The organism is Streptomyces sp. SM11 (assembly GCF_002910905.1).
GTDB lineage: Bacteria > Actinomycetota > Actinomycetes > Streptomycetales > Streptomycetaceae > Streptomyces.
In genome coordinates this window covers 1-12,141 of sequence record NZ_NEUE01000166.1, presented here as the reverse complement: position 1 = coordinate 12,141, position 12,141 = coordinate 1, and the positions used below count along the sequence as shown (strand labels likewise).

Genomic DNA, 12,141 nt, shown 5'->3' with positions numbered 1-12,141 from the left:
GGCCGAGGCCGGCCGCGCGTCCGGCGGGCGTCTGCATGGCCCCGCCGTCGCCCAGCTGGGCCTGGTTCTCCGCGACCGCGCCGACGACGACCGGGGTGTCGTTGAGCTGCCCGGCCAGGGTGTCGTTGCTGTCGACGTCCAGGACGTCGGCCACGATGCAGGTGATGTTGTCCGGGCCGCCGCCGCGCAGAGCGAGCTGGATCAGCTCCTGGATGGTCTCCTGCGGACCCTGGTAGCTGGCTAGGGTCTCTTCCATCGTCTGGTGCGAGACCACGCCGGAGAGGCCGTCCGAGCAGATCAGATAGCGGTCGCCGGCGCGGACTTCGCGGATGGAGAGGTCCGGCTCGACATGGTCGCCGCTGCCCAGCGCCCGCATCAGCAGGGAGCGCTGCGGGTGGGTGGTGGCCTCTTCCTCGGTGATCCGGCCCTCGTCGACGAGGCGCTGCACCCAGGTGTGGTCCTGGGTGATCTGCGTCAGGACGCCGTCGCGCAGCAGGTACGCGCGGGAGTCGCCGACGTGCACCAGGCCCAGGCGCTGACCTGTCCAGAGCAGGGCGGTGAGCGTGGTGCCCATGCCCTCCAGCTGGGGGTCCTCCTCGACCATCACGCGCAACTGGTCGTTCGCCTGCTGCACGGCCGTGCCGAGCGAGGTCAGGAGATCGGATCCCGGTACGTCGTCGTCGAGCGGGACGAGCGTGGAGATCACCTCGGAGCTGGCGACCTCACCGGCCGCCTGACCACCCATGCCGTCGGCGATGGCGAGGAGCCGGGGACCGGCATAGCCGGAGTCCTCGTTGCCCTCCCGGATCATGCCCTTGTGCGACCCGGCGGCGAAGCGCAGCGACAGACTCATGCGCACCTCGCCCGTCGGCTCGGGGTACAGCCTGTCTCGAGCCACACTGCCCACCCTCCGGTCGGGAACCGGGCAGCGTCCGCCGTCGGGACCGCCGCGGCTCGCTCGCTCCGCTCGCTCATTGTCGTACTACTTCCGCAGCTCGATGACGGTCTTGCCGATACGGATCGGCGCGCCCAGCGGAACTGGTGTCGGGGTGGTGAGCCGGGTCCGTTCCAGATACGTGCCGTTGGTGGACCCGAGATCCTCGACGATCCACTGGCCGTCACGGTCCGGGTAGATCCTGGCATGCCTGCTGGACGCGTAGTCGTCGTCCAGCACGATCGTTGAATCGTGGGCCCGGCCCAGGGTGATGGTCTGGCCCTGGAGCGCGACCGTGGTGCCCGTGAGCGTGCCCTCGGACACGACCAGCTTTGTGGGCGCCCCGCGGCGCTGCCGGCCGGACTGCTGGCGCTGCTGGGGCGGCGCCGCTTGTTGTTGGCGGCCCTGCTGCGGGCGCGGGTCGGCGGCAGTGCGGCGTGAGCCGCGCTGCGTGACGCGCGTTCCGAACAGGTCGCTGCGGATGACCTGTACGGCCACGATGACGAACAGCCACAGAACAGCCAGGAAACCTAGCCGCATGACCGTCAGGGTCAGCTCTGACATTGCCCCCGCTTCACCCTTCGGCTTGCCGGTAAACGATGGTGGTGCTGCCCACGACGATCCGCGAGCCGTCGCGGAGCGTAGCGCGGGTGGTGTGCTGCCCGTCCACCACGATGCCGTTGGTAGACCCGAGATCCTGGATCGTCGAGGGCGTTCCGGTCCGGATCTCACAGTGCCGGCGCGATACGCCGGGGTCGTCGATCCGCACGTCGGCGTCGGTGGATCGTCCCATCACCAACGTCGGGCGGGAAATCTGATGGCGGGTGCCGTTGATCTCGATCCAGTGCCGCGTCCGGGTGTCCGGCAAGGGGCCGGGTGTGGCCGACGGGCGCCGGTCGTTCGTGGGTGCCGGGGGCCGTCCGGTGCCGGGCGGCGGGGCCGCGGGCATCGGCGGAGCGGCGCTCGGGGGGTAGCCGTAGCCGCCGGGAGCCTGCGGGGCGGCGGGCCGTCCGGCCGCGGGCCGGGGAGGGGCCGAGGGGTCCTGCTGTGACGAACTCGACGCCAGCGTGCGGCTGCGGACCCGGTAGAGCCCGGTGTCGAGGTCGTCGGCCTTCTCCAGGTGGACCTTGATCGGTCCCATGAAGGTGTAGCGCTGCTGCTTGGCGTAGTCGCGCACCAGGCCGGAGAGCTCGTCGCCCAGTTGACCGGAGTACGGGCTGAGCCGCTCGTAGTCGGGTGTGCTGAGCTCGACGATGAAGTCGTTGGGGACGACGGTCCGCTCGCGGTTCCAGATCGTCGCGTTGTTGTCGCACTCCCGCTGGAGGGCGCCGGCGATCTCGACAGGCTGCACCTCGGACTTGAAGACCTTGGCGAAGGTGCCGTTGACCAGCCCTTCCAGGCGCTGCTCGAAACGCTTCATGACCCCCATGGGGCACCTCCTCCGTTGTCATCGTCCTTGTACTGCTTGCTGATCGTATCCACGCGTCGGGAAATCGGCTGGTTCCCCTTGTCTGGCCTGTGGATGAGTGTCACCTCTCACACGGATCGTAGAGGTGGCCTCCTCACAGTGTCCCGCACTCGGGACGCACTCTGGAGGAGTGGGGGCGATGGTTCGGGGTTCCCGCTTCCCCTCCCGAAGCCGGGGAAACAACGGATGTGAATCCACCCTGTCCAGCGTGCTAATCTTCCGTTTGTCGCCAGGCGCTCGCCCCACACGGTGAGGGTCTGGAACACCACTTATGCGCGAGTGGCGGAACGGCAGACGCGCTGGCTTCAGGTGCCAGTGTCCTTAGGGACGTGGGGGTTCAAATCCCCCCTCGCGCACAGGGGGACACCGACGAAAGTGTCCTGATAGTACCGACGAAACGGTCGGCATCGTGATCACGATGCCGACCGTTTCGCGTTTCGCTGCTGGTCAGGGGTGGGAGAACGCAGATTGCCGACGGCCTGAAGGCCGTCGGCAATCTGCGTTTGTGCGTCTCTGGTTGTTGATCTTTTAGGTGGGCTGCCGGGGTGCGGTCTGTCCTATTTGCTCGGCTCTGTGAGGTAACCCTCGGGTGTCCAGGAGCCCAGGGGTTTCGTCTTGCGGCGGCGGGTGGGACGACGGTGGGGACGGTGGCCGTTCAGTGCGATGCTGCCGGCCCAGGTGGTGAGCTTGCGTTTGTTGGCGTGGGCGAGCTGGAAAGCCAGGAGGATGGCCTGGGCGGCGATGCCGCGGATGCGGCGGGTGCCGCCGTATTCGAGGCGCTCGTAGAGAGGGTCCTTGCCGAAGCCGTTCATGCCTTCGATGGCGTTGCGGAGGCGGAAGTAGACGCGCTGCCAGTCCTCGGTGCCGTACTGGAGAGGTTGCCAGAGCTGTGCGCCGGCCTCGGGCGGGATGGTGATGGTGCGCTGGGCGCAGGCGGTCGGTGGGCCGACGGGGCTGGGCGCGGGGTCGATGAGGGGCAGGTGGATGCCGCGGCCGAGGGTGTAGGTCTTGAGGGGGCACTGGACGCGGTTCGCCTCGGCGGGGCACATCATGCGGCGGTGGCCTTCGGCGTCGGTGCGCTGCTTGGGCATGAAGAGGTGGGTGGTGCGCTGCCGGATCCGGTTGATCCAAGTCTGCTTGTCGATCTTCTTGTCGACGAGGTCCTTGGTGGCGTCCTTGAGGGGCTGGGGCATGGAGGGGCAGTACCAGTTGCCCTCGATGAGTTCTGCCCCGGCGAACTGGGCCTGTACGCCGAGCTGGTCCTTGGCGTAGTCGTAGACGGGCTGGTAGCCCAGGGCGCGGATGGGGAGCTGGAACTTGTGCGGCTTCTGGTCGGGGTAGAGGCGGTCGCCGGCGAGGTAGCCGCGGGGGTAGCGGGCATCGACGTGGCGGAGGGCTTCGAGGGCGACTTCGGCGGGGCGGTGGCTGGGCTTGTCGAGGGAGAAGGCGACGACGAGGGAGGGGACGACATCGGGGTCGGCCGAGCCGTCGGGCAGCGGTGCGCCGTCGTGGTCGGGGTCGCGTGCGACCACGAGGCAGGCGTCGTAGCCGAACAGGCGCTTCTTGACCCGGTCCTGTGCCGGTCCGTCGGTGACGAGGGGGTCTTTGTGTTTGGCGGTGCGGATGTACCAGCCGGCTTCGGGGTCGCTGGCCGTCACGGGGCTGTTGGACGACAGGCCCTTCGCATAGGTGCCGATGACGGTGGCGTCCAGCGCGGCCGAGCCGTTCCAGCGCCCTTCCAGCAGGACGTGGGCGTCGCGCAGGGACATGGCGAGAATCAGGTTGGCGATCCGCAGCATGATCGATCGTTTGCGGGCGAGTTCGTCGGGGTCGGCCTCGCTGAGGAGGCGGGCGACCAGGTCACGGTCGATGCGGTGGTTCTTGGGCAGCGGTGAGGGGTCGACGGCTTTGACGATGCGGTGGAAGAGGCGGCGGACCACCCCGTACGCGGCTTCGAAGCCTTGGCTGTGGTCGGGGTAGCGAGGGATGCCGAGCTGCTCGCGTGCCTGGTCGGACAGGGTGAAGAAGAGGGTGTTGGCCACCGAGGTCAGGGTGACGGTGCCGGTGTTGCGCGCGGCGGCCAGACACATGCCGAGCAGCAGGGCCTGTACGGCGAGTTTCCGGCGGCGGCCGGTGGGCGCGTGAACAAGCGGTTCGATCTCGGCGAGGAGCCCCGAGTCGTCGAGTTCGGCCAGCACCTCCTGGACCTCGGCGTCGGGGACGGGCAGGCGGTGGCTGCGGAGTTTGGCGATGTGTGCGTGACGGTCGAGGCTGCTGGTCATCACAGCTCCCTGAGCATCGTGGCGGCCTGGTCGGGCGCGAGGTTGCGGACGTGGGGCAGGATCCGGTCGATGGAGCGCAGAGTGGTCAGACCGGCTGCGGCCATCAGCGTGGGCAGGTGCATGCGGGCCTCGACGGCGTCGACGAGCCAGGTGGCGCGGGCCCGGCCCATGACCGGGACGGGTGTGCCGGGCGTCCGCTTGGTGCGGGCCAGGAAGTTGGTGACGGTGTTCGCGCCCCGGGCGTGACTGGCCGGACGGAAGAGATAGCGGGCCTGGCCGGGGCGGGAGGCCCAGGCGGTGGTCTCGGTGAGGACCGGGGCCCAGGCATTGCGGCACAGCACGATCCGCTTCCGGCGCCCTCGGACCGCGACGGCGACCGCGCCGTTCGGGGCTTCGCGGACGTCGTGGGTGCGCAGCGGGATGATCTCGGGTGAGTCCAGGGCGCAGCCGAGGCCGAGGGCGAGCAGGGTCAGGAAGCCGTAGCGGAGTTCCTCGGTGGGCTGTGCGCGGGCGGCGGCGTACAGCTGGGCCTGCTCGGGCTTCGTGTACGGCCGGGAGGGATCGGAGCCGGTGTACACGGCCGGGTCGCCGGTGAGCAGGTCGGGTCCGAGCAGGGCGCGGCGGAGCTTGTGGAGGCGGCAACGGCGGTTGGAGCGGGACGACTCGTCGGCGTGCAGATAGCCCATGGCCAGGTACCACTCGATCGCCTCGGAGGTGAGCAGGTGCTCGGCCTTCGTGGGGCGACCGCAGGCGTCGGCGTGAGCGGCGGCGTACGCCAGGGCGCCGATCCAGTCACGGGCTTCCTTCGGTGTGGCGGGCTCGGCCTTGGCGACAGCGCGTCGGCAGTCCGGGCCGATGCGGTCCCAGACGGGGCCGGGGAGCTTGGGTCGGTACCGGTCGATCGCGTCCATCGTGACTCTCCACCAGGAATAGACCCCGGGCGGGGTGATATTCCAATAACATTCGGTGAGAGTGGTGGCCGCCGTCATCCCGGGAGGTCCGTATGGGCGAGACTCGTTGCTGTGCCACAGGGAGACAAGCGCAGCCGCAGGCCCGTCGGGTACGTCCTCGAGGGCACCTGGCCGGGCGCTGTGCTCGATGACCACCACGGGGCGCGAGTCGCCCAGGAAGTGGCGGCGAGGCTGCGGACGGTGATCGACGCGAACGGCTGGTCGATGGTGGAGGTGGCCCGGCGGACGGGCGTCGACCGGCTGACCGTCACGCGCGTGCTCGCCGGACAGGTGTGGCCCGATCTGCTGACGATCGCGACCTTGGAGAAAGCGCTCGGCGTGGACCTGTGGCCCGGACGCGAGCCGGGCAATCCACCACGGTGAATTCGCATGGGCATTCGGCTCCTCGAAAAAGAGGCAGGATGAAATGGCCGAATGCCGTACACGTCCGGACGGAGCCGGGTAGTGTCGGAAACGGCCTTAGCGGGCTATGACCGTCGCCGCAGACCCAGGGAGGCAACCCTGGGCCGTCCTACGCGGCGGCGGTCGTTAATGCGCTTTTGAGGTTCGCTTCTGGCGCGGTTATTACCGACGGTTTTCTACGTCAGGCGAATCTCCAGTTCATGCGGGGCCGGTAGTAGGTGTGGAAGTCGCCTTCGATGGTCACCCTTTCCAGGGCGCCGCGCCGGGCGAGGTTGCGGAGGTTCTCGCGCAGCGCGCGCCGGGCGGCGATGTCGCTCTCGTCGATGCCGAGGAGAGCAGCGACATCACCGGTTCCCCAGTCGGTGTCGGGGCGCTGGGCTATCACCGTGAGGATCTGCTTCATCCGGGCCCCCCGGACAGCCACTTCGGCAGGGGCATCGTATGGCGCGTCGGCGTCGGCGGAGGCGGGCCCCTCGGGCGGGGCGTGTGGGCCGGGGGCGGCACCGTGTTCCGGCGCGGATGGTTCCGTGGGGGGCGTCGCGCCAGGTGTCGGCGTGTCCACGGGGACGATCTTGAGTTGAGGACTCGGCTGGGCTGTAGTCGAGGCGCCGGTGGGGTTCTGTTGCGGGGCGAACGCCTCGCGGGCGGTCTTCAGCGCGGACCGCGCACTCGTAACAGCCGCCCAGACCTCTTCACTCCCCGAGGAGAGCCGCATGCGACGCTCCTTGGCCAGTTGCAACGACTGCTCAAGGTCGTCGATGGTGGTGTCGCATTCCTCCAGCGCCGCATCGAACTTCCGGGCCCACTGTTCGAGTGTGTCCAGAGAATCATCCGGGATGCTCTGCTCAGTCGCCTGAAAGGCCATGGTGTCACGGTAGAGGCATCCGGCCATATATGTCCCGCCTTCTCCGTGGTGGGTGGTGGTATTCGGCGGGCAAGGGAATCGTTGTTCCGGTTTGCCCTAGTTATGCATTCGTTGCTCGAATGAATGATCGAGAATATTGATTCCTCTCTTCATCGGTGCCCTCCGGGGGGCCTGGGCAGATGGCCAGAGCGACCTGGTGGGGCTGCAGGCGTACCGGTATAGGTGGCCCGGGCGTCATGGCCTGAGAGGCGGACTGGTGCCCGGACCGTCATCGACGAGAGTTGTGCCAGGGGGAGGCGAGGTCGTCCAGTAGTGCGCGGGAGAGATGCTCGGTGCCGTCTCGGATGGCGCGTATGGCCCCGCTGCGCAGGAGGTAGCCCAGGCGGTCGGCTCGGCCGCCGGTGAGCTGGTGCAGATGGTCAGCCATGTCCGGCAGGCTGCCCGGTGCGTGCCTGCGCAACAGGAGTGCCGCTTCCGTCCGCGCGAGGTGATCGCGCCAAGCCCTGTCGTGAGGCATCGGACCCAGCGCCAGGTGCAGCAAACGGCGACTGGGTGCGAGGCAGGGCATGGCGGCGGCGCGGCCGGCGAACAGGAAGGTGGCAGGGACCCGATCGCACAGGTAGTCCACGGTGTCGAACAGCGGCGTGGACGAGCCCCTCGCCGCGTGCAGGTACTCGAACTCGTCCACCAGGACCAGACCCGTACCCAGACGGTTCAGCGCGTCGCTCACCTCGCGGGCCAGCTCCGCCGCCCCGGCCCGCTCCCGGACCGGGGCCGATGCCTGCCGGGCCAGCTCCGCCAGGAACATGCGCGGGGTCGTGGCCGGGGGGACCCGGACATAGACGGCCGACAAACGGGTGCTTCCGGCAGGAAGCCGTGCCCGCGCCGTGTAGCTCCGGCCGAACACCAGCAGCGCCGTGGTCTTACCCGTGCCGGACTCACCGCTCACCACGAGGCCAGGTCGCGCGCCGGACGTGTGCTCGTTGAGCAGCACCAGTTCCTCGGCTCGGCGGATGACGGCCTCGACATCGGGGGTGTGGAGCGGGAGCCCGGCGTGGTACTCGATGCGAGACCTGTCCGGCGCGTCGACCGTGGGAGTCCGCCCCGATCCCATCTCTTGCACGCGGGCGACGACGGGATGGCCGCCGGTGGAGGAGACAGGGGAGCGGATGGGAATCCTGTCGAGCGGCAGTAGCGGAGCGGGCACAGCGGCCGGCACGGCGGTCCACGAGTCCTCCGCCGCCCGGGCCCACACATGCCTGATGTCATACGGGTCCCGGCGCACCTCGATCGGATGCCGTCGGCGTACGGCGTCCAGGGCAGGGCTGTCGAAGCGTCGCCCATTCACATACAGACCGGACGCGGTCACGCGCCGACGCGCGCCGGGCAACAGGCCGGCGAACACCTCCGGGGAGGGAGGCGTGGCGACCCAGCCCGCCCGCGCAGTCAGCACCGCGTAGCGAAGTGCCCTGCTGCGCGGAGACTGCGGCACGGCGAACTCGCCTTGCTGTCGGTGGAGTTCGCCGCTATTCCACTCCTCCTGGGCCCACACATCGAGCAGGCCCTGCACCATGTCCACGGGCCACCCGGCATCCCGGGCCTGATCGCCTCGCATCGACCGCAGGCAGGCGCTGAACATGCCGGCCAACTGCCGGGCCACGAACTCGGCATGGTGGCGCGGATAAGGCAGCGCCCCGGGCGCCGCACGCACGAGGACACCGTGGCGGCGCCACGCGTCAGCCAACCGGGGAAGCGGGGCTGCTCGGTCCAGGAGCAGGGTCTGCGGCCGGACGAGCGGTGGCAACGACTTCTCGGCGCTCAGTGAGTCCGGGACCGCGATGCCGTGCCCGGCGAGCCAGTCCGCCCGACGGTCTGCCGGCATCCAGATCCGAGCCAACAGCGCGGCCCCGTCCACAGGCCGTGAACCCTCCCGTACGACGGCGGTCAGCAGCACCTCGGTGTCGAGGTCCAGGGCGAACACCAGCTCCAGTTCCCGCTGCCCGCCACCAGGAAGCGGAAGCGGGGGAAGACGTACGGCGTCCACGACGACCTGCCGTCCCGGCCACCGGTCCGGACCGACGATCAGGCCCGCAGCGTCCAGCTCGGCATACAGGCGGTGGAAGGTCGTCCGCGAAGGCAGCACCAGTTTTCCCGAACGGACCTCCGCCGCCAGAAGCCGCGTGACCCGGCGGCGCACCGACTCTACCCCCGGCCGTTCCCCGGCCAGCTCCGACACCACCTGGCGCATGGCCTCCAGGATCCGCGGGTCCCACCGAGCCCCCAGCCCTCCATTACGCCCGGCCCGGCCGTCAGCCAGTCCGGCCAGCCCCTCCGCCTCGTACCGGGCCCGCTTGCGCCGGACCGTCCGGGCCGAAGTGCCCCGCAGCCCCGCCCGCCGCAGCTCCTCGGACTTCGCCTCCTCCCGCTCACCCAGGGTGCGCCGCGCCGGATCGAAATCGGGCCTCGGCCGCGTACCCGGCGGCGCTCCGGGTGGCAGCCCGGTCAGGACCTCGACAACGTGGGGAAGCCACCAGCGCGCCCCCTCAGCCGCGTCACCCGCGGGCCGGGGCGGACCAGCTCCGGGAGCACGCGCCGTCTGCTCCGGCACCGAGAAGCCCCGGCTTCGCAGCAGCGTCACCACGTCCGCGTGCCGCTCGCTCCCGACCGCATCCGTCAGCGTCAGAAGCCTGCCGTACACACCGGTGACGGTGTGCTCCCGCCCGTCGAGACGGACCCGGTCACCCACGCCCAACCGGTCCGGCCACACCGCGTCCATTCAACCCTCGGTCCGGATACGGGGCCGGTCCGAGCCGCACCGAGGAACGCCCGGTGCGTTCACACCGCACGCGAGCGCCCCTCGGCCCTGCTCGGGCCGACCAGGTCGCGGCGTTCAGTGAACTAGATGCGGAGAAGTCCGTACTGGGCCACCTCGGCATCTAGTTCACTGAACGCCCTGACGGGGAGATCCTGCCCCACACCACCCGGATGGAACACCCAGAGTGATATTCCTATATCGGTGAGTGAGGGTGGCGTGTATGACACCTGACGACAGGGCTTCCCCCGCACTCGTGAAACCGGCGGTCCGGGAAGTAAGTCGCACGCTGCTGATCGTTCTCCTGTCGCACGACAGGAGAACGATCCTCCTGGAGCGTCGGCCGGGTCAGACGGTCTGGTGGCCACTGCGTGTCAACGTACCGCCACATCACTCGTACGCGCGTGCCGTGCACCGATGGCAGAGACTCTGGGGCCGGCGGTCGGCCCTGCGTAGAAGCTCGGTGACCGGGCGGCTGAGCACCGGGACGGCATCGGGGCGCAGCGACTACCTGGTCGTCATCCTCAAGCTGTCCCGTGAAGAAGCACCGGAGGCATTCTCACACTTCGGGCGGTGGCGGCCCATCACAGAGGTCGACCCCGCGTCCGCGTTCCCGCAAGAGCTCGGCACCCTGATGGCCGGCTACGTCGAGGGGTGGATTCCGGACGGCTCCATCACCTTGGATGCTTGAAGGCGCCGCGGATGTGCTCGGGCTATGCCGGACATGACTGAGTGCGTTGTGGCAAAGGGAGCCCCTGCTCATCGAACAGGGACTCCCTTTGCCACAACGCACTCAGCTTGCCGTAAAACCTGGGGTGGTCAGCGGGGTCCTTGTTCGGTTGCTCGCTTGTCTGTCTGATCTGCTGTGCCGAGCAGGGCGTTTCCGACCTCGTAGGTTGGCGCCTTCCGTGTGTTGCGTCGGCCGGGCGGACGGCCGGGGCCGGGACGGGAGGGTTTCGGCGCGTTCGTGAGGACGGGCAGTGATCTGCGAACTTGACGAAACCCCCGGCGGACGCGGCCGGGTGTGAGCTGGTGGGCGGCCAGGGGTTTCTCCCAGGGGCGCTTGAGGTCGGCGGTCAGGGGCCGGGCCAGGCGTAGCTGGGTGTAGACGGCCAGGACGAGAGCGGTCCAGCGATCGGCGGCGGCAGGAGAGCGCAGGCAGATGCTCGTCCAGCCCAGGTGTTGCTTCCAATAGCGGAAGGTGTGCTCAAGATCAAATCTGCGCAGGAAGCACGACCATGTGCTGTCGGCGAGGTCGGCGTCCGCGCCGGTGCGTGACCACCACAGCCACAGGGGCTTCGGGCTGCCGCCGGAGGGCAGGCGGTCGACGTCCAGGCGGATCACCGTGCCCGGGAGGATGGGTAGTTCGGGTTCGGGGTGGTGCTGCCAGATCGTCTGCCGGTTGAGCTTGGGGTGCAGGCGCTCGAAGCAGCGCACACGGACGTTCCCGTACTTGTCGAGGTTGCGGACGGTGTCGTGGGCGGGTGGTTGCCAGGTGTCGGGGTTGTGGAACTCGAAGCGCTCGCCGTGGCGCCGGGGCCGGCCGCCCTTCGCGCCGACGCCTCCGCCTGGGGGCGCGTCTTGATAGAGGACGCGGTCGCCGCGCAGGCGTACGCAGACCTCGACGGGCAGGTCGGCGAGCTGGTGGGCGAGGTAGGGGCCGTCGTAGCCGCAGTCGGTCACGATCCGGATCGGCGGGTCGCCCGCGGTCCAGCGTCCGAGGGCGACGATCCGGCTCACGACACCGCGCAGCTGGTGGGCGGTGATCTCTTGGAGGTGTTCGCCCGGGCATAGGCGGCGGGCATCCAGGGGTGCGGTCCAGGAGGTGGGGCCGCTGGTCAGGGCGGCGACAACGGAGTAGCACCAGCCGGGGATCATCTCGTGGGCGCCCTCGGCGCGGCCGTAGGTATGACAGAAAGTGCGCTGGTCACTGGTGCCGGCGTCCGGGCGTAGCCAGGGCGTGGTGTCCACGGCGAGCACGATGCCGCCGCCGGGGCCGCGCGGCAGGTCGTGCAGGGCGAAGGACCAGTTCAAGCGCTCGAAGTCGACACGGCCGTTGTTCATGGCGCGCTGGACGGAGCCGTGGGAGCGGGCGTGTTCGGGCACGAGGCTGAGTTCGGCCAGGTTGCGTACCGGGCCTTCGCTGCACAGCACCGCGTCGGTGATCTCGAAGAGCGCATCACCCCAACGCGTGAGGCAGGAGCGGACATCGACGCGGAACTCCTTGAGTTCACGCAAGGCCGCGTTGCGGGCACTGGGATCGGGCACACTGACAGCGGCGGTCGCGCCGGTTTTCGTTGGTCTCACAACCCGAGGATCACGGCGCGGCCGTCGCCGTGTCCGGCGTTTCCCCATGTGGGGGACTCGAACACCTACCGCCGCGCGACCTGAGGTTTTATCTCAAGCT

The 12,141-nt window shown here is 69.4% G+C and carries 10 protein-coding genes and 1 tRNA gene; 3 read left to right on the top strand and 8 right to left on the bottom strand.

Annotated features, from left to right (window positions below; translation table 11 throughout):
* The 3 genes from B9S58_RS15030 to B9S58_RS15020 form a co-directional block, all read right to left on the bottom strand.
* Positions 1-853, bottom strand: an 853-nt coding sequence (locus B9S58_RS15030) for a Stp1/IreP family PP2C-type Ser/Thr phosphatase (protein WP_179888912.1), incomplete at its 3' end; no start/stop codon positions are given.
* 129 nt (positions 854-982) lie between these two features.
* Positions 983-1,498 (bottom strand): FHA domain-containing protein, encoded by a 516-nt coding sequence (locus B9S58_RS15025; protein ID WP_103532611.1) that lies wholly within the window; start codon positions 1,496-1,498, stop codon positions 983-985.
* 10 nt (positions 1,499-1,508) lie between these two features.
* Positions 1,509-2,363 carry a DUF3662 and FHA domain-containing protein gene (locus tag B9S58_RS15020; protein WP_103532610.1) on the bottom strand — a complete coding sequence of 285 codons (855 nt, stop codon included), beginning with the start codon at positions 2,361-2,363 and terminating at the stop codon, positions 1,509-1,511.
* A 312-nt stretch (positions 2,364-2,675) separates the two neighbouring features.
* Here B9S58_RS15020 and B9S58_RS15015 point away from each other — a divergent pair.
* A tRNA-Leu gene (locus tag B9S58_RS15015) sits at positions 2,676-2,758 on the top strand.
* Between the two features lie 201 nt (positions 2,759-2,959).
* On the opposite strand, the gene B9S58_RS15010 is transcribed toward B9S58_RS15015, so the two are convergent.
* Together B9S58_RS15010 and B9S58_RS15005 are read right to left on the bottom strand one after the other, a co-directional pair.
* On the bottom strand, positions 2,960-4,684 hold the full coding sequence (locus B9S58_RS15010; RefSeq protein ID WP_103532609.1) for a hypothetical protein: 1,725 nt from the start codon (positions 4,682-4,684) through the stop codon (positions 2,960-2,962).
* Positions 4,684-5,595: a hypothetical protein gene (locus B9S58_RS15005; protein ID WP_103532608.1), complete on the bottom strand. Its 912-nt coding sequence runs from the start codon at positions 5,593-5,595 to the stop codon at positions 4,684-4,686. The genes B9S58_RS15010 and B9S58_RS15005 overlap by 1 nt, the downstream gene beginning before the upstream one ends.
* Before the next feature lie 111 nt (positions 5,596-5,706).
* Here B9S58_RS15005 and B9S58_RS15000 point away from each other — a divergent pair, with 111 nt between their 5' ends.
* The gene (locus tag B9S58_RS15000; RefSeq protein WP_103532607.1) at positions 5,707-6,018 is read left to right on the top strand and encodes a helix-turn-helix transcriptional regulator; all 312 of its coding nucleotides are present in this window, start codon (positions 5,707-5,709) and stop codon (positions 6,016-6,018) included.
* 220 nt (positions 6,019-6,238) lie between these two features.
* Here the strand turns inward: B9S58_RS15000 and B9S58_RS14995 are convergent, their stop codons facing one another.
* Positions 6,239-6,922: a hypothetical protein gene (locus B9S58_RS14995; RefSeq protein ID WP_146063508.1), complete on the bottom strand. Its 684-nt coding sequence runs from the start codon at positions 6,920-6,922 to the stop codon at positions 6,239-6,241.
* A gap of 268 nt (positions 6,923-7,190) precedes the next feature.
* Positions 7,191-9,698, bottom strand: a complete 2,508-nt coding sequence (locus B9S58_RS14990) for an AAA family ATPase (RefSeq protein WP_103532605.1) — start codon at positions 9,696-9,698, stop codon at positions 7,191-7,193.
* Between the two features lie 499 nt (positions 9,699-10,197).
* Between B9S58_RS14990 and B9S58_RS14985 the strand changes: the two genes are divergently transcribed.
* Positions 10,198-10,425: a hypothetical protein gene (locus B9S58_RS14985; protein ID WP_103532604.1), complete on the top strand. Its 228-nt coding sequence runs from the start codon at positions 10,198-10,200 to the stop codon at positions 10,423-10,425.
* Between the two features lie 128 nt (positions 10,426-10,553).
* On the opposite strand, the gene B9S58_RS14980 is transcribed toward B9S58_RS14985, so the two are convergent.
* On the bottom strand, positions 10,554-12,002 hold the full coding sequence (locus tag B9S58_RS14980; protein WP_103532603.1) for an NF041680 family putative transposase: 1,449 nt from the start codon (positions 12,000-12,002) through the stop codon (positions 10,554-10,556).
* Between the last annotated feature and the right edge of the window lie 139 nt (positions 12,003-12,141).